The organism is Algoriphagus winogradskyi, assembly GCF_900182815.1.
Taxonomy (GTDB): domain Bacteria; phylum Bacteroidota; class Bacteroidia; order Cytophagales; family Cyclobacteriaceae; genus Algoriphagus; species Algoriphagus winogradskyi.
This window is the reverse complement of record NZ_FXUA01000008.1, coordinates 15,840-38,938: the sequence shown is the minus strand read 5'-3', so window position 1 is coordinate 38,938 and position 23,099 is coordinate 15,840. Positions and strand designations below refer to the sequence as shown.

Genomic DNA, 23,099 nt, shown 5'->3' with positions numbered 1-23,099 from the left:
TCAAGGACTTTCGATTTTTTTATGATTGAGTTTTGGTTCTAATTTAGATCCGCTTTTAAAGCTAAAGTGAAAAAAATTTATGTCCCAAAATTTCCAATCATCCTCCGCGACTTCTTCTAATTCCAGGTATAGACCTATCGGTCAAATAGAAAAATGGCAGCAAAATGATAATGGTATTACTGCAGAAAGTGCTAATGCCCGTATCAAAATCAGTCTGGTAAAAGATGGAATAATAAGAGTTCAGTCTACACAAAACAAGTCCTTCGATTCCAATCCCTTTACGGTGCTACCTGATGAAAATTCTGTGGAATTCTCAATTGAAGAAAAAGATGATAAAATCCATCTGAAATCAGCCTTGATACATTTTCAGATTGAACTCAACAATGGGATTTGTTCATTTTTTGATTCAAACGGCACTTTATTAAACAAGGATGATTCCTTGGGAATCTCCTGGATTGGCACCGAAGTAACTTGCTATAAGGAAGTTCAGCCAAACGAAAAATTCATAGGACTTGGGGAAAAAACAGGCAACCTAAACAGATTTGGAAATGCCTACGTCAATTGGAACACTGATTATTTTGCATACGGCATAAGCGATGATCCATTATACATGAGTATCCCATTTTATATAGGAACGCATGAAAAGGGATCGTATGGGATATACTTTGACAATACGCACAAATCAGTTTTTAACTTCGGTGCTTCTTCGGACCGTTTCGCCTACTTCAATGCAGAGGATGGGGATATGGATTATTATTTCATTCATGCTCCTTCAGTAGCAGAAATAATATCAAATTACACTTCTTTGACTGGGCGAATGAAAATGCCTCCCAAATGGGCTTTAGGTTTCCAACAATGCCGCTATTCCTATTATCCGGATAAGGAAGTTTATGCTGTCGCAAATACTTTTCGGGACAAAAACATGCCAGCTGATGTAATCTACCTAGACATTCACCACATGGAGAAATACAAGGTATTTACCTTTGATGGAGAAAAATTCCCCGACCCAAAAAGTATGATTGCTAAATTAAAAGAGCGAGGGTTTAGAGTTGTTGTCATTATGGATCCAGGTATCAAAACAGAAAAAGGATACCTCCCATTTGATGAGGGAAAATCCAAAGGATTATTCGTCAAATATCCTGATAATAAAGATTACATAGCTCAGGTATGGCCTGGGTCGTGTGCATTCCCAGATTTCACTAAGGAGGAAACCAGAAAATGGTGGGGAGAAAAAATGGAGTTTTACACCGATGCGGGTGTGGATGGATTTTGGGCAGACATGAACGAACCTGCATCCTGGGGACAATTTACTCCCAACCTCATCGAATTTGATTTAGATGGAAACCCTGCTTCTCATCGCAAAGCAAGAAATGTCTATGGAATGCAAATGGCAAGAGCTGTCCAAGAAGGTGCTCTTTTGCAAAATCCTAATAAAAGGCCTTTTGTATTAACTCGATCAGGCTTTGCTGGAGTACAAAGATTTGCGGCTGCGTGGACTGGCGACAATCAGTCCAGTGAAGAACATATGCTTGCAGGTGTACGGCTGATCAATAGCCTTGGATTAAGTGGGGTTTCATTTTCCGGCTTTGATATTGGTGGCTTTGCTGGAGAAGCGAGCAAGTCTCTTTTTGCCAGATGGATGAGCATCGGAGCATTTACTCCTTTATACAGGGCTCACTCCATGATCAATACAAAAGATGCTGAACCTTGGTCCTTTGGAGAAGAAGTAGAAGAGATTTCCAGGAATTACATGAAGCTGAGGTATAACTTGATTCCTACGATTTATAGTAAAATGTACGAGTCCACACGAAATGGGCTACCAATTTCATCAAGCTTGGCAATTTCAAACGTACAAGACCCAAAAATATACGAGTCGGCATTCCAAAATCAATACCTATTCTGCGATACTTTTCTGGTAGCTCCAGTAGAAAGCACCAAAGCAATCACAAAGGTTTACCTTCCAGAAGCAGAGTGGTATTATTTATTTTCTGATGATTTGCATAAAGGAAACACTACAATTTACCAGGATTGTCCTTTAGCATATTTACCAGTTTACGTCAAAGGAGGAAGTATTTTCACCTGTCAATCCGATTTGCAGTACACTGGTGAAAGTCACAATGGAATTCTTTATGTTCATGTTTATGCTGGAAAGGAAAATGGGACATTTCTTCATTATGAGGACGATGGAGAAAGTTGGGATTTTGAGGATGGAAGGTATCATTCCAGGAGTTTTGCTTATAATTCTTCCCTAGGCTCATTGGCTATGGGGGAAACTAGTGGGGAATTCCAAACTGCCTATACTATGATGAAAATCTATTTCCATGGCTTCCATAATGAGGAAGTGGAAATAAATGGTTGCTCTGAAAAGTTAAATTTTGAAGATTTTTCCTTTGTGGGAAAATTATCTGAATTTGACCCTCTTCCAGATCATGAAAATAGATTTTTCGAAATAAAGAACCTTGCCCACCTGACAATTCCATATCCTGAAAATGAATTGATAATCAAAGGATTAAAAATTAAAAAGTAAGGTTTTACATTAACCCAAAATGACCCTAACAAAAAAGAAATTAAGCTTCTGGCAAATCTGGAACATGAGTTTTGGATTTCTGGGAATACAATTTGGTTTCGCCCTGCAGGGCGGTTTCATGTCACGTATTTTTCAAACCTTAGGGGCCGACAAAGATGCCATTCCATTTCTATGGATAGCAGCACCACTGACTGGTCTATTGGTTCAGCCCATCGTAGGATACTTAAGTGATCACACGTGGCATCCTAAGTTTGGCAGACGGAAACCGTTTTTCTTTGTAGGTGCTGTACTCAGCACAGTGGCACTATTCTTCGCTCCTTATTCATCTGCACTCTGGATGGCTGCTGGAGCACTTTGGATTTTAGATGCCTCTATCAATATTAGCATGGAGCCATTCAGAGCCTTGGTAGCTGATAAACTTCCCGAATCTCAGCGATCCTATGGATTTGTAGTGCAAACTTTGATTATAGGCATTGGAACATGGATTGCATCCAACCTGCCCTGGTTTATGACTCAATTGGGAGTTCCTAATACTGCAGCATCTGGGGTAGTTCCTGATTCAGTAAAATACGCTTTTGCTGTGGGTGCATTGGTGTTATTTTCTTCTATCCTATATACCATATTAAAAACAGAAGAATATCCGCCTGAAGACATGGATGAATTCGAAGCTGAGAAAAACCAAGGGTTCTTTAAAGGCTTGTCAGAAATCATTCAAAATATATCGTCCATGCCCACGGTAATGAAGCAGCTCGGATTGGTACAGTTTTTCTCCTGGTTCGCTTTTTTTACAATGTGGAGTTTTGCTACTCCAGCCATCACCGAGCATATCTTTGGAGCTACAGATACTACCAGTGTGGCTTACAATAATGCCGCAGATAAAGTAGGAAATTACTTAGGTACATATGGGTTAGTCTCCATGATGTATGCTTTGGTACTCGCCTTTTTTACTAGTAAGTATAAAATCAACAGGAAACTTCTTCATTTGGGAAGTTTGATTGCAGGAGGTTTAGGATTCATTTTGATATATTTCATTCAAGAGTCCTGGATGCTTCATATTTGCTTTTCTTTGGTCGGGATAGCTTGGGCAAGTATTTTATCTATGCCTTATGCGATGCTCTCTAGCTCTGTTGACCCTAAAAAAATGGGGGTTTTCATGGGGATTTTTAACATGTTTATAGTCATTCCTCAAATTGTTGCAGCCCTAGGAGGAGTTAATTTCCTTTACAAATTGATCTTTGGGGAAGCCGTAATTAACACCATGCTATTAGCTGGAACTTTATTAATTCTGGCCGGACTAAGCAACTTACTTATTACTGATAAGCAGGCTACACATGATTAATTTTCTTAATATTTGACAAGCAGTTGTTGAGTAAAAAATTGGTTTTCTATTTTTGTCAATTCACTTTACCTGATTTATGAAAACCCTTAGAATCACCGGAGTTCCAGAGCATTTTAATTTCCCTTGGAAAAAAGTAGTTGCCAAACAACCTTTTGAGAAGGAAGGTGTTAGGCTTGAGTGGAACGACGAATCAAGAGGTTCCGGACAGATGAATAAAGATCTAAGAGAGGATAAGTGTGATATTGCCATTGTATTGACAGAGAGCTTTCTCAAAGATTTCGAAGCAGGAAACCCATCTAAAATGATAGGCTTCCATGTCCAATCACCGTTGAATTGGGGCATTCACATTTCAGGTGGTTCTTCTGTAACTTCTTTGGAAGAGATCAAAGAACACGATTTTCTCATCAGCCGAATCGGTTCGGGATCGCAATTGATGAGCTATGTATTGGCAAAACGTGAAGCTTGGGATCCTAATCAGCTAAATTTCAAAATAGTTAACAATCTACCTGGAGCGCTGGAAGAGATGACTCCAGAGAAACCAGAAATGTTTCTCTGGGAAAAATACACGACTAAACCTTGGGTCGAATCAAAACAAATGAAGCGAATTGGAGAAGTACCTAGCCCATGGCCTTGCTTCGCAATCATCGCAACTAATAAAGCCTTAGCAGAATTTGGGGAGTTAATAGTTAACTTAAGAGACATTGTTTATGCGGAATCCAAAAGCCTCCAGACCAGTTCCTCTGCCATTGCGGATATCGCAAAAAACTATGAACTAAATCCTAATGATGTGAAGGAATGGTTTGCTCAAACATCCTGGGCTACTAATCCTGAAATCTCAAAAAGTAAGCTAATCGATGCGATGAAAATAATGAAAGAATTAGGGATTATTACCGAAGAACTCCGACTTGAGGATTTTCTTACTAGTGAACACCTTTTAATTGTTGATTAAAACGTTACTGGCAGGTAGTTTCACGCCTACCTGTGTTCCTTCACCAGGTTGGCTAATAATAAATAATTCACCATCATTCATACGAGTAAATTCCTTGCAAATCTGCAACCCTAAACCAGATCCTTTTTCCATTTTGGTACCTAATTTAGAATCCGAAATCACATAATCGGTAGAGAGCAATTCATTTATCTGAGCTTCGTCCATACCTATTCCTTGATCTTTTACATACCAAGTAATCAAGCCATTATTTACTTCCCCTGAAAGCTGAATAGTATCCCCTGGCTTAGAATACTTTACTGCATTATTTAGGATATTCCTGATCACAATTTCGATCAAATCCCGATCCGCATAAACCTGTATATCTTTGAATGAAGAGGTGAATTCCACCTCCAGAGACTTCTCCCTTAGTTTAGGGCTGATTAGTTTAATGTTATCACAAACAAGCTGATACAAGTCAAAATCCACCTTTTGAAGTTTAAAACCTTCCATTTGAGCTAGAGACCATTTTAGGGTATTATTAAGGGTAAAATACACCGTATCCACATCCACTTTTAAATGTTGAATAAGTTCATCAAATTCCTCTTGACTCAAATGGCCCAATATCAATGAGTCAACAATAGACTTCACTTGACCAACCGGCCCTCTTAGGTCATGCCCAATTATAGAAAAGAGTTTGTTTTTAGTCTGATTGATTTCTTGGAGTTGAATAGATTTAGTTTCCAAATCTTCATTCTGCTTTCGTATTTGCTGCTTTTGAAGAAGCAAGCTTGTATTGTATTTCTTGATATTTCTGTTTAGATAAAATAGCCAAACCATCAGTGCCAAAATCAGTACAGAACCTCCACTAACTAAGAAGATTATTTTTCGGTTTAAAGCCAATCTAGTGGCTTGATTCTCATTCTGCGCTACTAATAGTTCTAGTTCAGATTGCTCCAAGTCATCCTGAAACATCCCCTGCATTAAGGCCAGCCTATCCCTGCTTGACTTATTTACTATGGAATCATTCAAGGTGATAAACTTGGATTGTTGCTCATAGGCATTTTTATAATCCCCAATTTGCCGATAGTAGTTTGCTAATGATTTATGACTTTTTGATAACTCGTCAATTAGGCCATTCTGCCCAGACACCTCAATTCCTCTAAGCAATACTTCTCTGGCCTTTTCATACTTACCATTCAAAAGATACGTGTCTCCAAGCCTGTAAAACAAGCTTGCTTGTAAAGTGAAGATGCCTTGGGATATTCCATTTTGTAGCGCCTTCTCGTATATCTTCTCAGCTGAATCCAACTGATTTCTAGAAAAGTAAACATCCCCTAAGACACGATTTGAAAAAGAAAGCAAATATGGCGACCCTGCACTTCTATTTGCCTCAATTGCGATATTTGTATAAGCTAAAGCTGAGTCCAGTTCATTGATTCTTAAAAAGTTGAGAGCAACATTATTAAGACTTCGAATCATAGTATAGAGATCTCCTACTGTATCACTGATTTCATAGGCCTTCTTAAATTGAACTATAGCCATAGAATAGTTTTGCTGTTCATAATAAAGCGCTCCCATACTATTCAATACTCTAGCTGCTTCTGCCAAATTATTTGCATCTACAGCTAATTTATAAGCTTCCTTGGAGTAATTGAATGATTTCTGCCACTGTCCTCTACGGTAAAATATCCAGCCTAAATTCTCTTTGGCTTTAGCTTCTTCAGATGGGTTATTGAAGGATTTTGCTAGTTTCTCAGCTTCGGTAGCATAGGTAAAAGCTTCTTCTTGCTTTATTTCTCGCAGGTAAAATGACAATTCATTCAAAATAGTCAACCTTTCCTCTCCTTTTGTGGTAGGAAGTATCTGCTTCAGGCTGTCAATAGCCTGACTTTGGGCCGCAGCATTAAAGGATATGCTGAGTAGAAAAAGAAAGAATAAAATTCGCTTCAAGAAGTCAGTTCTATTTTAAAAATTAAAAAAACAAAAACAACTAGTTAAAAAACAAAAATAACCAGTTAAAAAACAAAGAGACAGGAATTTAAAAAATCATCCTTGGATTACTTTTTTAAATCATCCCAATCCCAATCTTTATTTAGTTGTGTAATTGCATGATGGGCTGTCAAATCATATTGGCATGGAACTATGGAAACGAAATTATTGGCAATGGCCCATTCGTCATTATCCTCGCCTTTGTCAAAATTCACAAAATTTCCAGCTAACCATAAATACTTTCTACCATTCGGATCAAAACGTTCGTCAAACTCCTCCTGCCATTTAGCATCAGCTTGACGACAAATTTTCACCCCTTTGATAGCTTCATTTTGCTTCGGCGGAAAGTTTACATTAAGTGCAATCCCTTTTGTCATTCCTTTTTTAAGTACCTGACGGGTTATTTTCTCCACCCATTCTTCTATATGAGAGAATTCAGCCTTTGAGGAAAAATCACATAAACTAAAACCAATCGAAGGATAACCTTCCATTGCCCCTTCAATTGCCGCAGACATAGTGCCAGAGTAAAGAACAGATATCGAGGTATTTGAGCCATGATTTATCCCACTCACGATTAAATCTGGACTTCTATCCTTCATCACATAATGCTTCGCCAATTTCACGCAATCTGCAGGAGTACCACTTGACTTGTAAGCTTTTACTCCATCGAAAATATCTACCTCTTCTAATCGTAAAGTTTCTCCTATGGTAATGGCGTGCCCCATACCTGATTGGGGGCTATCGGGTGCTACTACCACCACATCTCCCAATTTCTTCATTACAGATACGAGAACACGAATCCCTTTCGAGGTGATTCCATCATCATTCGAGACGAGAATTAATGGTTTGGACATTTAATTTTGATTCAATTCGTTGTAATAGGCTGTGATACGCAGTAAATCTCCTCTTTTATCATAGTCTAATCGATTTTTGCGCATAAAAAGAGATATTTGGTCATCATGACCTGGCAGCATTTCAAACAGATCTTTCTTTTTCAAGCTGTACTGTTCAATCTTACCATTTTTCAAAAAATAGTAATTAAAAGCTAACTTTTGACCCACCATCATTGACGGGGGACCATAATAAGGGTTCATGCCATACCCCCCCATCATTCCATAGTTCCCCATTCCTCTAGAATCAGTAGCTACGTACTCTCTGCATAGTAAGGCAAGTTCTTCCCCTTGTGTCAGCACTTCAAAGAATATAGGAGTGGCATAATCGTTCTCAAAAGCATAAGGCAAGCTGTAGAATTTACGTACACCACCATACACTTCATCAAAAAACTCAAAATAGGTGACATTCGTCGATGTAAATGTCTCAATAGTTTGGTCTTGCAACTGAACTACGTTGTTATCCAAATCATACTTGATTTTTCCTCCATATACCTGTCCATCTGTGGTATAGATATTCCCTTTGTGCCATAATTGTGAAGGGAATTGGTTCTGTGCAAAAGCAGCAGCTATACTCAAAAATAGTATGCTAAGGGAGAATATTACTTTTTTCGCGGTTTCCATCATGTCTGAGTTTACGGAATATTTCGTGGCAGGTTAATTCTCAATACCAGATATTGACAAATATCAATACAAGAAAATCAATTTACTTTAAAATATTGTGCCCCATTTTATCCCGCTTAGTCTGAAGATATTTTTCATTATGCACATTTGGACTTATTTCTATAGGAACTTGCTCTACGATTTGCAGACCATAGCCTAGGAGACCCACTCTCTTTTGAGGGTTGTTGGATATCAGACGTAATTTACTCACATCCAGATCACGTAATATCTGAGCTCCTACCCCATAGTCTCTGCTATCTGAAGGAAGACCAAGCGCTAGATTCGCCTGAACGGTGTCCATGCCTTCTTCCTGTAATTTATATGCTTTCAACTTATTAATTAAACCAATCCCTCTTCCTTCCTGATTCATATAAAGAATAACACCTTTTCCTTCTTTCTGAACCATCTGCATGGCAGCATGTAATTGGGGACCACAATCACATCTGCAGGAACCGAAAATATCACCCGTCATACAAGAAGAATGCACTCGAACCAATACCGGCTCATCCTTATCCCATTTGCCCTTTACCAACGCTAGATGTAGCTCTTGAGTATTGGTTTGACGAAATGCAATTAATTCAAAATCTCCAAAATCTGTAGGAAGCTCTACCCCAATCTCACGCTTGATGAGAGACTCATGCTTCAATCTATAGGCAATTAAATCCTTGATAGAAATTAGCTTTAGATTAAATTTCTTAGCTACCTCTACCAAATCTGGGAGTCGGGCCATAGTCCCGTCCTCATTCATTATTTCCACCAAAACACCTGCTGGGGAAAATCCAGCCAAACGCGCTAAATCAATTGCTGCTTCAGTATGTCCTGCCCTTCTTAATACCCCACCTCTTTTAGCTTTGAGGGGAAAAATATGACCAGGCTTTCCTAATTCGCTCGGGTCTATAGAATCATCTACGAGTGCTTTGATTGTATTGGCTCTATCCGCCGCAGAAATACCTGTAGTACACCCATGACCGATCAGGTCAACGGAGACCGTAAAAGGAGTTTCATAAGCAGCGGTATTATTCCCTACCATTAACTCGAGACCAAGCTTTTCACAACGATCTTCTATAAGAGGAGCACATATAAGCCCACGCCCATGAGTCGCCATGAAATTGATGATTTCTGGAGTTACTGTGTCCGCAGCACACACGAAATCACCCTCATTTTCTCTATCCTCATCATCTACTACGACAATTACTTCTCCGTTTTTGATAGCTACTATAGCATCTTCAATCGGGTCCAGAATATATTTTTCCACGAAATTTGTGTTTGAATTAGTATTAAGAAAAGCAAATTTACACGCTTTCAAATCTTAAACAGGAAGAAGCCAAATAAAGTTTGGTTTACCCAATTACTATTCCCAGCTCTTTGTCAATTTCAAGCTGTACTTTTTTGAGCTCAAAATAAATCACCTGAAACTCATGAACTTTATCGTCATCTAGCTGCTCAGATTCCGCATTTTTTATTTTCTCCTTAGCCTCTTCCATTAGCTTTTGCACCATCTTGCGCTTCAACCTCAGGATGGATTTAAACCCAGTGATTGTCAGATCATCGGATTCAGTATTGATTATAATCTGATGCGTATCTGCCCAATGATGCGAAACTTCATGGCGAACTGTAATTAAATCTATTACCTCTAGTTGTATTTCCTTATCACCCAAGCCTATAAAATATTCTGAGGTGGGAATTTCTCCCTGAAGTAGGCTATTTCTATACAGGTCTAGAATCCGATTATAAATAGGAGTAGTAAAATCGAGATCTTCAGTCTCAGAAAGTAGGTATTGACACAAGTGCATTTCTTCATCTCCTAATTTCTGCCAACCATAATTCACTAGAATGCGAATCATCTCACGTTCCTGAATTCTTAGAATTTCTGAGAAAGTCGTGGCAGTTTCGTCAGGAATTAATTCATTAACTGCCTGCTCGGCAAAAGCCTCGTCCTTCTGACTGTAATAATTATCCTTCTGGCTCTTTAACAGTGTTTTGTTTAGCTCCGCATGAATAATATCTTCCTCTATTCCCAATAGCCCGGAAGCTTCCTTAGCATAAACGGAGCGAATAATCGGATCAGGAATTTTCCCGATACTTAATACAACTTCCCGGATTACCTCAGCTTTACGGATAGGATTTTTGGTAAATTCTTCCTTGTATAGACCTATTTTAAACCCAATAAAATCACGGCTATTGTTCTCGAGATAATCTTGAAACGCCTGGGAACCGACTTTTCTGGAATAACTGTCTGGATCTTCTCCATCAGGAAAAACTACTGCTTTCACATTCAACCCACCTTCCAGCAATAGATCTATACCTCGAAGTGAAGCTTTGATCCCGGCAGCATCACCATCGTAGAGCACAGTCACCTGATCGGTAAATCTCTTGATCAATTTGATCTGACCATCGGTCAGTGAAGTTCCCGAAGAAGCCACTACATTCTCTATCCCCGAAAGATGGAGGCTCACTACATCCGTATAGCCTTCCACCAGATAGCAATTGTCTTTTTCTCGTATTGCTTTTTTCGCCTGAAACATCCCATAGAGCACATCGCTCTTATGATAAACTGGTGTCTCTGGAGAGTTGATGTATTTGGGTTGATTTTTGTCTTTGGTAAGGATTCGTGCACCGAAGCCAAGGGGTTTACCGCTAATGTTGTGAATTGCGAAAATCACACGATTCCTAAAGCGATCGTAAACTCGGGATGCATCTCCTTCTTTCTGCAGAATCAAACCTGCTTTTAGCAGAATTTCCTCCTTAAAACCAGCTGACTTGGCAGCATTAAGCAAATTATCCCAACCGTCAAGTGCATAACCTAGGTCAAACTTCTCTATGATAGCTGGAGTAAACCCCCTCTCCTTGAAATAACTTAAGCCAATGGATTTCCCTTCTGCTGTTTGTAAGTTTTCCACAAAAAAATCTCTAGCAAAACCTAAAGCAATGAGTAAGCTTTCCCGCTCATTTTGAGCTTCATTCTGCTCAGGAGTACGGGTTTCATCTTCCTCTACCTCGATTCCATACCGCCCGGCTATGTGTTTAATTGCCTCTTGAAAACCAATGCCTTCAATATCCATTATGAATTGGATTGGATCGCCGGCTTTGCCACACCCAAAGCACTTATAGATTTGCTTTGCAGGAGAAATAGAAAATGAAGGTGTCTTTTCTCCATGGAACGGACAGTTGGCCCAGAGATTCTGACCTTTCTTTTTCATAGGTAAATAGTCACCGATCACCTCTTCGATGTCCATGCGTTCTTTGACCTTGTCCGTTGTAAGTTTACTTATGCCCATAGGAAAATGAATGAAGCAAAGTTAATTGCTGAATCTAAAAAATGAGAACTTTCTAAGGTTTCATCTAGTTCAGAAGTAATATAGATTTAATTCATACTTTATTTAGAAGCCATTAAGCTCTAAATTGCGCAAAATTACAATATTCAATTCATGGAGTTAACTAAGGATAATATCCTGAAAACGCTTTCCCGGGTACAAGATCCAGATCTGAAGAAGGATTTGGTCACGTTGGGGATGATACAAAAGATAGAAATCAACGGTAAAAACGTCAGCTTTAATGTAGTTCTAACTACGCCAGCCTGCCCTCTCAAAGAAGTAATCAAAAATAATTGCTTGGAAGTACTGAAAGAGGAATTTGGTTCTGAGCCTAAGTGGGACTTATTTATGACTTCTCAGGTAACTACCATCAGAGATGCTGCACCCGTTTTACCTCAAGTTAAAAACATCATAGCCATTGCCTCTGGTAAAGGAGGAGTAGGTAAATCCACCACAGCTGTAAATTTAGCGGTATCCCTAGCTAAAACCGGAGCAAAAGTTGGATTGATTGATGCAGATATATCGGGTCCTTCGATTCCTACTATGTTTAATGTGGAAGCGGAGCAACCAGCAGTAAAAAAAGTAGGTGAAAAGAATATTATCGTTCCTATAGAGCAATATGGAGTCAAATTGATGTCTATTGGTTTTCTGACACCTGTGGACAGTGCCGTGGTATGGAGAGGCCCTATGGCGAGTTCTGCGTTAAAGCAATTTATTTCAGACGTAGAATGGGGAGAATTGGATTATTTATTGATTGACCTACCTCCAGGAACTTCGGATATTCACCTCACCATGGTACAAACAGTACCGGTTACCGGTGCGGTAATAGTAACAACGCCCCAAAAGGTCGCTTTGGCAGATGCTAACAAGGGATTGTCGATGTTTAGACAGCCACAAATTAACGTACCCATCTTAGGTGTTATTGAAAATATGGCTTATTTTACACCCGAAGAATTACCTGATAATAAGTATTACTTATTTGGTAAAGAGGGAGGAAAAAGATTAGCTGAGAAATACGATGTGCCGTTTTTGGGAGAAATACCAATCGTACAAAGTATTAGGGAAAGTGGTGATTCAGGATATCCAGCTGTTTTGAAAAAAGGAATCACCCAAGAATCATATATGACATTAGCTGAAGAAATAGCTAGACAAATTGCCATAAGAAATGCATCTCAGGATAAAACTGCAGTGGTAGAAATTAAAGCTTAATGAACATGCAACCAGAACTTAAAGAACAAATAGAATTTGCATTAGATACAATTCGACCATATCTGGAGGCAGATGGCGGAAATGTGAGGATAGTGGAACTGACCGACGACATGGTTTTAAAATTAGAGTTGTTAGGTTCATGTGGCTCATGCCCCATGTCTACTATGACCCTTAAGGCCGGAGTAGAAGAAGCTATCAAACGTGCAATCCCAGAAATCATTCGAGTAGAAGCCGTAAACCTAACAGTTGCTTAATTATTATAGTAATGAAAAAAGGTTTTCGGGTTATTGACAAAGCCAGTATGCTCCTACTCGGAGCGTTTTTTGTGTTTTCATCAGGCTTTGCGCAGCAATTCAAAACCTTTGACATCACTGATCAACTAAACCAGTCGAATTTTCATACCCATAGAGAAAAGTGCGGTCATACGATTTTAGAACAAAAAATGGAAAAGGAATTGGGCTATTTCGGCTCAAAACCATTTTTTGAAAGCTGGATAAATGACAGGATAGAAGACTATAAAAGTAGACCTCAAACCCTATCCAGAATAAGCGATGATCCTATTCTTATCCCAGTGGTAGTTCATGTAATCCACAATGGTGAGAGTATGGGACAAGGCACCAATGTTCCTCTTTCTCAGATTGAGGAGCAAATAAGGATATTGAATGAGGATTTTCAAAGATTAAATGCTGATGCAGTAAATACACCAGCTATTTTCGCCCCTGTCGCTGGCCAAATCAATATTGAATTCATATTAGCCAAGCAAGACCCATCAGGATTACCTACAAGTGGAATCACCCGTACGGTAGGCTCAAAATCTTCCTATGATCCGAATACTGACGCCAGCACCATAGGCCAGTTGATCCAATGGAATCCAGCTGAATATATGAATATGTATGTGATTCCCTTGGTTAGTCCATACATCGGTTATTCTTCATTTCCAATTTCTGATCTACCTGGTCTCAATGGCACACCAAATTCTGCGATTACTGACGGCGTAGTAATAGATTATAGATATTTTGGTATTGGTGGAAGTGCAGTATCCTCGTCAAGAGGCCGAACTGCCACTCACGAAGTAGGTCATTTTTTTGGCCTGCGTCATATCTGGGGTGATGGTGGATGTGGAGTAGATGATTTCGTGGATGATACGCCTCCTCAGGACAATTCCAATTCCGCCTGCAGTGCCAACGCTTCGCGATTCAGCTGCGATACACAGGACATGATCCAAAATTACATGGATTATACTCCTGATGCTTGCATGAATCTTTTCACTCAAGGCCAAGTGGAAAGATTTGAAGTTGTACTTGCAAATAGCCCTAGAAGAGTGACGCTACTGAATAACCGAGCCACTCAGGATCCACAACTCGCTGAAAATGATTTAGCAATAGCAAGTGTTTTGGAACCAGGCGAATTTGAGTGTGACCCACTTATCAATCCTTCTATAGAGGTTCTAAATGCAGGGAAAAACATCTTGACTTCAGGAAGAATTGAGCTTCGAAGAAATGGGACGATTCTGGAATCCAAAAGAGTTACTTTCAATCTAGCTACCGGAGAGAAATTTTTAGTGAATTTTAATCAATTCACACTTCTCCCAAATTCAAACACGATTGAATTTAGAATTACCCAGACCAATGATGTTCCTGATATCATCACTGAAAATAACAGCAGAATTATTACCCCTGAACTGGAGCAACCTGTCAATCTCCCTTACACTAATAACTTAAGTACCTTTCCTACCCCTTGGTCTGTTTCCAATCCTGATGAACTCACGACTTGGGAAAAAAGAACCTTAACAATTTCGGGTGAGACACAAGATTTGGTTTACATTAGGCATTACGAATATGAAGCGCCAGGGCAATTAGATTACTATATCTCTCCGATTATTAATCTAACTCAATTTCCAAATGCACAACTTGTATTTGAACTAGCTTATGCACCTTACGACCAGGCTGGATTTACCGATGGATTAATAGTAGCGGTATCCCAAGATTGTGGTAATACATTTGATATTGCAAATGCCCCTTACGATAAAAATGATGCGCAATTGCAAACCGCTCCAGCCACTCTAGATGAATTTATCCCGAACAATAACACGCAATTCAGAACTGAAATAGTCAATCTATCAGGCTATGCAGATCTAGGCTCAATCAGGCTAGCTTTTATCTCAGAGAATGCGTACGGAAACAACATCTACATTAAAAACATCAGGATACTTCCTAGCGAAGAATTTAAGTATAAATTAAATATCTCAGATATTAAATCCCCTACGCCTATTTCAGATGGTACTAGTGAATCTGATACTGTTACTTTGATTAACAGCGGGACTGTTCCTGTTTCTACCTTCTTATTTTCAAGTTCAGTAAACGATGCTACTGCACAAACTTATTTGGCCAGTGGCAGCACATTTTCACCATCTGAGTCCATCGATATTTCTATTCCAAATAGGACTACTGTGGGAAAAAGTAAAGTTAAGTTTGTAGTATCACAACCAAACTTTGATCAAAATGGAAATAACTCTGACAGCACTGAGTTGTACGTGATAGAAGATGATTCCACCATACCAGTGCCCTGGAGACAAAACTTCAATAGCTCAGCAGCGTTAACTCCGTGGCAGACAATTAACCCTGAATCAAATGATGAAGGGTGGATTATTGCTTCGGCTTCATCTACCGAAGGGCCAAATAATGTAGTACGCGCTACTACCAAAAAACAAGGTAACTCCTACTGGCTAGGAACACCAATTTTTGACTTATCGGCAAGTAGACAAGCAAGTATATTCTTTGACCTTGCGGCGGGTGTAAATGGGGCCAATACTAAGCTGAAACTATTGGCTAGTTCCAATGGTGGAAATACCTATATGGAAGTCTGGTCTGCAAGTGGATCTTCACTTTCTACAGTTTCGTCTGGAGAAGCAAATCCTAACAGTCCAGGCGATTACGTTCGTAAATTTGTCAATTTGAGTGATTTTGCGGGGTCAGGAAAAACCCAAACAAGGCTTGCGTTTGTATTAGAAAATGGATTGGAGACTGATCCACCTGTCTACTTAGATAATATAGAATTATTCTTGAATGCTAATCCTGAGCCGGTAGTGCCTGCGATAGGAATGTCCGTTCTGTACCCAAATCCAGCACGAGATGTATTCAATATTTCGTTTAATTTGAATGATTTGGAAGATGTAACCATTCAAGTCATCTCAAGTACAGGTGCATTGGTTCAAGAAATTGTCTACCCAGGCACACTTAATCAGACTTATTCTTTTAGCACTCAACTTTTTTCTAAGGGTGTGTTTATTGTCAATATATCGAGTAATACGATTAGAGAAACACGAAGATTAATCATTAATTAAGCAAAAATAAGCTGAAGAAATCCTCTTCGGCTTATTTTTTGCCTGAGGGATAAAACAGTTTTAGAATAATTCTTCGTTGTGAGGATTGAATTTCCCGCTTATCTTTAACTATTAAAATTTCTCAAGTATTACATTCCACTTTCCTTTTGAAAAAGATATTAATTAACCTCCTAGTGATCATAGGGATTTCAGTATTACTGGGTTTCCTTTTTTTGAAAGTTTATCTACCCATGTACACCAACCATGGTGAATCAGTCTCTGTCCCGGATTTGTCCGGCTATACATTCGATGAAGGCGTAGATATTCTCGATAGAGCTGGTCTTCAATATGAAGTGTCGCTAGACTCAGGATTCAACACAGATCTCAAGACTTTTGCAATTTTGAAGCAAATCCCAGAGCCAAACGCTCAGGTAAAAAGTGGTAAAACCGTTTACCTGACGCTGAACGCCCGAAATGCTCCTATGCTAAAAATGCCAAACTTAGTAAATACTCAGCTAAAAAACGTACAGGAGATATTGGCAAACATGGGATTGGAAAGAGGAGATATCAGGTATGTTCCAGATATCGGTATCAATGTGGTTTTGGAGCAAAAATACCGTGGAGTAAATGTGCCTGAAGGGTTCGAAATCCCTAAAGGCGCAAAAATTGACTTGGTTGTTGGAGATGGAATGGGTAATCAAATCCTGGCTGTTCCTGATCTAAAAGGAATGGACGAGGTAGATGCTGAGTTCTTAATATTGGGTTCTAGCTTAAGGGTAGGTAATAAGTATTATCTTGATACCGACTCCGTGGGGGCAGGCAAAGTATTGCGGCAAAATCCTGAAGCAACTAGGCAGGTGAAAACTGGAGAATTGATTGATCTTTGGATTGCGAAAGATAACTTGTAGGCTACATGCTAAAAATCCACCACATTTTTCGGATGACAGGGCTTCTTGTAGGCTTTTTCATATCGACTTTGGCTTTTGGCCAATTGGTGGAGATTGCACCTATCCAGCATTCTAAAATAAAATCCCAGGAATTTTCTGACCTTAACTGGAGAACCACTGCAGGGAATACCCTCCCTTTTTGGGATGATTTTTCCCAAGGGATAGACACACTGAAATGGACAGTTTCAGGCGCATCATATACTGAAACTATAGGCTTAAATCCACCATCTATTGGGATGATTCTTTTTGATGGGGTAGATGCAAACGGCAATCCATACTCATTAGCACAACGTGATCAGGGAGAAACGGACTACCTAACCTCAAAATCATTTGACCTTAGTACGCTAAGTGCACCAGATAGTGAAAGTCTGTATTTAAGTTTTTTTTGGCAAGCAGCAGGCAGAGCAGAACTCCCAGATGAAAGTGATCAGCTAATCTTGCAAATTCTTGACCCAGCAGGAAGCTGGATCACCATCTGGAGTCAACTTGGTGGAGTGTCACTGGATACTGAAGTCTTCACACAAGAGATAGTCAAAATTCTACCTTCTTGGCAACACGCCAATTTTCAGTTTAGATTTTTCTCAGAGGGCAGGCAATCAGGCCCCTTTGATAGTTGGATAATAGATTACATCTACCTCAATGATGGGAGAACAAGTTCTGATCTCGATTATAAGGACAGAAGCTTGACCAAGACAAATGAACTTAGAATTGGTGACTTCGGCGCCTACCCATTTGTGCTCTTAGAAAGCAATCAAAACGATCTTTGGAGTACAGTGAAAAACACATTCTACAATCTGGAAAATCGCTTTCGTGCCATGGAGTATTCTATCGTGATCAGAGATTCTTCCACTAAGAGTAGTACGCCCATAAATCTAAATACTCCTTTCAACCCGGTACCGAATGCACTTGAGAGGAGAGATTTTGAAAGTAGGAACTTTGATGAAATTCCAATTCCAGAGAATAAAACGACTTTGGAAATTATCTCTGCCATTACCTCTGGCGATGAATTACTTTATGAAGTTTCGGCAGGAGATACCACCTATTTCCCCACTGTAAATTATGAGCTAAACGATACTGTAAAGACAATTTTCCCACTCTTAGACTACTTTGCCTATGACAATGGTTCTGCTGATTACGCAGCTGGAATTAATCAGAGATCCGGTCAATTAGCTGTGAAATACTTTACGCCTCAAGAGGTATATCTGAAAGGAATTTCTATAAATTTCAGTAACCCAAAACAAGCAAATCAAGCCGTAGATATAAATGTATGGACGGATCTCGATAAAGACCCAATCCTCACAAAGGAGGATTTAATTGCGGTAAAGGAAGCTGGTCAAGAGTTTTTATATTATTCTCTTGACACGAATATCAAGGTTGATGGAGACTTTTACATTGGCTTTACGCAATTCACCAACGACTTTATCCATGTAGGTCTAGATAAGGTTAATGACAACGGCGATAAGCTTTATTACAACGTTGTGGGGGCTTGGGTTCAAAATGAGGAAGTGCAGGGTTCGCTGATGATCAGGCCGCATATTAGTCTGGAAGCACCATTTGAAGACATAGTCGCACCTGAGGGTAATATTAGGATTTATCCTAATCCGGTAGAGACCCTACTCAATTTGGAAGGGGAATTTAGTGAAGCTAGAGTCTTTGATTCCTATGGGAGAGAAATTTTTCTTGAGCGTCAATTTTCACCCAAAGGAGAAATCGTTAATTTTAACGGACAGCGTCCGGGAATTTATGTACTAAACTTGGTAACCGGAGCTGGAATGCAATCATATAGAATTTTAGTCAAATAATAATATGGAAGATATAACAGTAGAAGACCTCAAATCCAGATTGGATAACAACGAAAAATTCATGTTTCTTGATGTTCGCGAAGAATGGGAATACGAGGATGATAATTTGGGTGCAAAAAATATCCCATTAGCGGATTTACCCTCTAGACTTGACGAATTGGAAGCATACAAAGACTCTGAAATAGTAGTTCACTGTAGATCAGGAGCCAGAAGTATGAATGCTAAGAAATTTTTGGAGTCCAAAGGTTTTTCAAAAGTTCGAAACACTACAGGAGGAATTTTAGCTTACAGAAATCTTTAAAAACCAACTCCCTTCGGGGAGTTTTTTTTATTTGAAAATAAATGGCTCGGGAGAAAAACATAGGATGAATACCACTATGGCTACCACACCTACTATTTTTCTGCTGGTATCTAACTCGCGGAAACCCGATACTTCTGGATGACGCAAACCCATAATTCTCCCCAGTAAAAAGCCATAAAACAACCATCCCTGATATCCATGAAGCTCAGGATTGATGAAGGCCAATGCATACTGAAACGCAGCTATTCCCAAAGCAAGTGTGACCCTATTCTTTAAACTTAAGCCTGACTTGGTGAAACAAATAAAGAGGAATCCCAAGTAAAGAGGAATCCATAGCATCAAATCATCAATAGGAGAATAAGGACTAATAATGCCGATTCCTGCGTATCCTATAAATAAAATATAGGCGACTAAAGAAATCTCTTTGTGGCGTCTCGGAAAAAGACCAAATATCACATGCCCACCATCCAACTGCCCTATCGGCAGTAAATTTAAAGCTGTGAAAAACAAAGCAAGAAATCCAGCAAATAAATAAGGGTAATGTATCACCTCTGCCATAGGTGGCATACGATCTGGATCTGCAAATACCTCTCCCAATCCCCAGAAAAGCAGGTTATTGCCCAACTCAAAATCTAATACTCCTTCTTCATAACCTTGAAAATTAGGATCAGAATATTCTGGATGTATGGAATAAATAAAATCAGGTTCAGGAAGTGTAGCAAAACCATAAATAAGCACGATAAGCGCAATCAAAAAACCTGCAAGAGGTCCAGCAACGCCTATATCGAAAAACTTTTTTCGACTGTTTACAAAGCCCTTCATCTGGATTACTGCTCCAAAGGTACCAATAGTGGGTATTCCAATAAATCCTAACCATCCAGGTATAAAATAAGGCAGGGTGCATTTCACTTTGTGGTATATAGCAATAAAAAAATGTCCTAACTCGTGAATTAGTAAAATTCCAATAAAGGGAATGGAGAAAGCCATGGATTTCCAAAAATACTCCCAGGTCAGGAAGCTATCATCCAAACCAAGCACCGATTTACCATAAACCCATTCTGCTCCTGCGAGTGTAGTAGCAATCAGAGTAACTAGAAATAGAATTCCGTGACGGAGGTATTCTTTTTTGCTATACATTCTTAAAATAATCGAAAATCACTTCAGGGCCTGTCACATGTACAGCCTGAATACCTACTTTTTTAGCACCTTCCACGTTGGCAATTAAATCATCAAAAAACACCACACGGTCTCCCGATGTTCCTAAGTCCACCAGCATCTTTTCATAGATTTCTGCAGAAGGTTTAGCTAGTCCCATTTCATGACTTAAAAACACCCAATCAAAAATTGGATCAAAATTTTGTAGGCTATGATCATTCTGTAAAATTCTATTTACAGCATTAATATGGATCAAATTTGTATTGCTTAATACACCAACCTGAAATTTTTCTCTCAATTTTGAAATTAATTCAAGCCTTTCTGAAGGAATTTTTAGCAGTAAACTGTTCCACAATTCATCTACTTTTTCATCCTTCCACTCCTGATTAAAATACGCTTTTACAGCTTGCCGAAACTCAGCCGAATTGATTCTACCTACCTCATAATCCTTGTGAAAATCAGTTAGATAAAACCCCTCAACTTTGTGATGGAACTCAGAAGAAACTTCCTCTTTGATACGATTTATTGCCTTCTGATAATCTATATCTATGATGACATTTCCTAAATCAAAAATCAAAAAGTCTGCATCAGGTGCATTTTTCATTCGAAATATGGGTTGTGTATTTGCATTCAAATATGTAACATTGCACACCCAAAACCAAGGTTTAAGGCGAATACGAGCCAAAACTGAAGTTAATTTCGGGCCTATAGCTCATTCGGTTAGAGCAACTGACTCATAATCAGTAGGTGCCTGGTTCGATCCCAGGTGGGCCCACAAGCCATTCGTTAATTCGGATGGCTTTTTTTTATCTATAGCCATAAGTTGCTGCTAGATACTTTTAGCACTACACTTCATAATTTCTATACTGGGATTACTCAAGATATACCTGGATCAGGGATCCTTACTCATAATCAACTCTTCGGTGCCCGCCATCTTTTTACAGCTAAAATTTCAGATTTGGAGCTATTTCTATTACTAGGCGCTGGTTTATCTGCTCATGCAAGCAGAATGTTTTTGAGCACCAAAAAAATCTAAAGCACGAATTTTATTAAAGAGCTAAAGGAAAACATGAATGAGACAATGTTCTTTTCGAATGATCCAATCAATCGATAATTTCATTTCTATAAAGGATCTTGGACCAATCAATTTTGAATTTACAAGTGCTCAAAACAACTACAGACTTGGAACCATAAATCCTGAAATCCTTTTCAGGTGATTACAATCCCAAGTCTGTACTAATAAATTTTTAAGTTAGTTTACAACCAACAAGATTAATTCCCTAAATAGGCTTTTACTGCTGCTGCACGTTGAGCAGCATGTGATTTTAGTGTGCTTACTGCTGATTGAAAATCAGCACTGCTATTTAAGAAAGTATATCCGCGTGTTTCCGTGGTCGCATAGGGTTCAATCAGCGTAGCATATTCGGTGTAAACAGCCTGTATTTCACTCGTGCTAAACACGCCATTGATTACCTCTTCCACATAGGTATCATACTTCCCTTTATAGACAGGATCGGCATACAAATACCCTATAAGTGGCCACTGAGTGGAAGAAAGACCTGAAAAATTCAAAGGTAAAGATCCTCCCATGTTTCCAGTTTGTAAGGCCTCGTTATTGTCCCAAGGAATCCAGTTCAGAAGTTTTGTGTCTGGATTATTATACAAGAAGTAATTGTGAGTCATCCTTCCATAGGTATCCCAGTTTTGGATGACCGTATTCGCTGCTAAGTACTTTAAGAATACATCTGTATCCAAAACAGTCTCCAAATTGGCTCTCCACGCAGCAGGGTCACTAGTCCGGTTGCTGGCATGCAAAGCAGAGAATAGATTCTGAATATCGGACCAATCAGCATCATCCTCATTGGTTTCTTTCACAAAAACAGATTCAGTAAATGAGCCTTCAGCAAAACTTGCCCCAATACCATCCGGCTGATACAGATTCCCATCATTATCCGAAAACTGCGTGTCAATCAGCGTATCATCCACTTCTTCGACCATGGTGTATAATCCAAAATAAACTGGACCACTACCATTATCTACATAAACTCTATAAAATGCAGTATGCGAACTAGCTAATCCTGCATTTCTAAAAATATCCGCAGCCACCTTTTCACGAAGCATGGATTTATCATTGAAGTTATTTTTAAGACTTAGTTTTTTGAATCCGAAAAAGCGCTGATTTTTAATCTGCGGGTAGTTGTCTTCAAATTCATCAAAATCAAGTTTGAAAGACAGTTTCATATTCCCAGACTTCCAAGTTGAGGATAGACTGGAATTGCCTTTAAATCGAAGGCCTACTCGGTACCATTCCTGCCCTTCGTAAAAAACCTCTGCTGGAACAAAAACAGGATTCTCCTCCGCAAATGAAGCTCCTCCGCCAGATCCTCCTCCTACTCCAAAGTTCCCATATAGACTAGTCATATCGTCCAGCATTGCTTGCCAGCGGGCGGATGTAACTACAATGTCTATTCGCTTTACGACATTATCCTCAAAGACCTCTGCAAAATTTGGATCCGCATCGTTGCTGTGGGTTGCCACTCCCCAGTCTGTCGGCTCAAAATCTCCATCTGAATAATCTTCTTCAATAATTTCCTCCGGGGTAATGCTATCTACTTCACTGCAGGCTATGAAGAGGGAAAGTAAAATGATGGATAAGAGTAATTTTTTCATAAGTGATAGTTTTTAATGGTGATTTGAAGTTGGTTCAATTATA

Annotated in this window: 17 protein-coding genes and 1 tRNA gene; 10 read left to right on the top strand and 8 right to left on the bottom strand. The window is 39.2% G+C overall.

Annotated elements, in window-relative coordinates:
• The first annotated feature begins 79 nt into the window (after positions 1-79).
• The 3 genes from QOL76_RS17735 (at position 80) to QOL76_RS17725 (ending at position 4,815) form a co-directional block, all read left to right on the top strand.
• Positions 80-2,527: a glycoside hydrolase family 31 protein gene (locus QOL76_RS17735; protein WP_283414302.1), complete on the top strand. Its 2,448-nt coding sequence runs from the start codon at positions 80-82 to the stop codon at positions 2,525-2,527.
• A gap of 19 nt (positions 2,528-2,546) precedes the next feature.
• Positions 2,547-3,866, top strand: a complete 1,320-nt coding sequence (locus QOL76_RS17730) for an MFS transporter (RefSeq protein WP_283414301.1) — start codon at positions 2,547-2,549, stop codon at positions 3,864-3,866.
• Positions 3,867-3,942: 76 nt separating this feature from the next.
• Positions 3,943-4,815, top strand: a complete 873-nt coding sequence (locus tag QOL76_RS17725; RefSeq protein ID WP_283414300.1) for a type 2 periplasmic-binding domain-containing protein — start codon at positions 3,943-3,945, stop codon at positions 4,813-4,815.
• Here the strand turns inward: QOL76_RS17725 and QOL76_RS17720 are convergent.
• From QOL76_RS17720 to dnaG, 5 genes are all read right to left on the bottom strand, one after another.
• The gene (locus QOL76_RS17720) at positions 4,801-6,744 is read right to left on the bottom strand and encodes a tetratricopeptide repeat-containing sensor histidine kinase (protein ID WP_283414299.1); all 1,944 of its coding nucleotides are present in this window, start codon (positions 6,742-6,744) and stop codon (positions 4,801-4,803) included. The genes QOL76_RS17725 and QOL76_RS17720 overlap by 15 nt on opposite strands.
• A gap of 107 nt (positions 6,745-6,851) precedes the next feature.
• Positions 6,852-7,637 carry a 5'/3'-nucleotidase SurE gene (gene surE, locus QOL76_RS17715; protein WP_283414298.1) on the bottom strand — a complete coding sequence of 262 codons (786 nt, stop codon included), beginning with the start codon at positions 7,635-7,637 and terminating at the stop codon, positions 6,852-6,854.
• Positions 7,638-8,297 carry a hypothetical protein gene (locus tag QOL76_RS17710; RefSeq protein WP_283414297.1) on the bottom strand — a complete coding sequence of 220 codons (660 nt, stop codon included), beginning with the start codon at positions 8,295-8,297 and terminating at the stop codon, positions 7,638-7,640.
• 82 nt (positions 8,298-8,379) lie between these two features.
• Positions 8,380-9,591, bottom strand: coding sequence for a bifunctional 3,4-dihydroxy-2-butanone-4-phosphate synthase/GTP cyclohydrolase II (locus tag QOL76_RS17705; protein ID WP_283414296.1), 1,212 nt, complete (start codon positions 9,589-9,591; stop codon positions 8,380-8,382).
• 85 nt (positions 9,592-9,676) lie between these two features.
• A complete protein-coding gene (gene dnaG, locus QOL76_RS17700; RefSeq protein WP_283414295.1) occupies positions 9,677-11,614 on the bottom strand; it encodes a DNA primase in 1,938 nt (645 codons plus the stop codon).
• Positions 11,615-11,764: 150 nt separating this feature from the next.
• Here dnaG and QOL76_RS17695 point away from each other — a divergent pair, with 150 nt between their 5' ends.
• The 6 genes from QOL76_RS17695 to QOL76_RS17670 all read left to right on the top strand — a co-directional run bounded on the left by QOL76_RS17695 (position 11,765) and on the right by QOL76_RS17670 (position 19,231).
• Positions 11,765-12,859, top strand: coding sequence for an Mrp/NBP35 family ATP-binding protein (locus tag QOL76_RS17695; RefSeq protein WP_283414294.1), 1,095 nt, complete (start codon positions 11,765-11,767; stop codon positions 12,857-12,859).
• A gap of 5 nt (positions 12,860-12,864) precedes the next feature.
• Positions 12,865-13,113, top strand: a complete 249-nt coding sequence (locus QOL76_RS17690; protein WP_111613553.1) for a NifU family protein — start codon at positions 12,865-12,867, stop codon at positions 13,111-13,113.
• An 11-nt stretch (positions 13,114-13,124) separates the two neighbouring features.
• Complete coding sequence (locus QOL76_RS17685) at positions 13,125-16,202, top strand: M43 family zinc metalloprotease (RefSeq protein ID WP_283414293.1); 3,078 nt, start codon at positions 13,125-13,127, stop codon at positions 16,200-16,202.
• A 230-nt stretch (positions 16,203-16,432) separates the two neighbouring features.
• Positions 16,433-17,089: a PASTA domain-containing protein gene (locus QOL76_RS17680; protein ID WP_283414292.1), complete on the top strand. Its 657-nt coding sequence runs from the start codon at positions 16,433-16,435 to the stop codon at positions 17,087-17,089.
• A 5-nt stretch (positions 17,090-17,094) separates the two neighbouring features.
• Positions 17,095-18,930, top strand: a complete 1,836-nt coding sequence (locus QOL76_RS17675) for a T9SS type A sorting domain-containing protein (protein ID WP_283414291.1) — start codon at positions 17,095-17,097, stop codon at positions 18,928-18,930.
• A 4-nt stretch (positions 18,931-18,934) separates the two neighbouring features.
• Positions 18,935-19,231, top strand: coding sequence for a rhodanese-like domain-containing protein (locus tag QOL76_RS17670; RefSeq protein ID WP_283414290.1), 297 nt, complete (start codon positions 18,935-18,937; stop codon positions 19,229-19,231).
• Positions 19,232-19,258: 27 nt separating this feature from the next.
• Here QOL76_RS17670 and QOL76_RS17665 read toward each other — a convergent pair whose 3' ends face one another.
• Both QOL76_RS17665 and QOL76_RS17660 read right to left on the bottom strand, forming a co-directional pair.
• Positions 19,259-20,368: a site-2 protease family protein gene (locus QOL76_RS17665; protein WP_283414289.1), complete on the bottom strand. Its 1,110-nt coding sequence runs from the start codon at positions 20,366-20,368 to the stop codon at positions 19,259-19,261.
• Positions 20,361-20,990: an HAD family hydrolase gene (locus tag QOL76_RS17660; protein ID WP_283414288.1), complete on the bottom strand. Its 630-nt coding sequence runs from the start codon at positions 20,988-20,990 to the stop codon at positions 20,361-20,363. The genes QOL76_RS17665 and QOL76_RS17660 overlap by 8 nt, the downstream gene beginning before the upstream one ends.
• A 97-nt stretch (positions 20,991-21,087) precedes the next feature.
• Here QOL76_RS17660 and QOL76_RS17655 point away from each other — a divergent pair.
• Positions 21,088-21,161: transfer RNA gene (locus QOL76_RS17655), tRNA-Ile, on the top strand.
• 497 nt (positions 21,162-21,658) lie between these two features.
• Here the strand turns inward: QOL76_RS17655 and QOL76_RS17650 are convergent.
• Positions 21,659-23,056 carry a CotH kinase family protein gene (locus QOL76_RS17650; protein WP_283414287.1) on the bottom strand — a complete coding sequence of 466 codons (1,398 nt, stop codon included), beginning with the start codon at positions 23,054-23,056 and terminating at the stop codon, positions 21,659-21,661.
• Between the last annotated feature and the right edge of the window lie 43 nt (positions 23,057-23,099).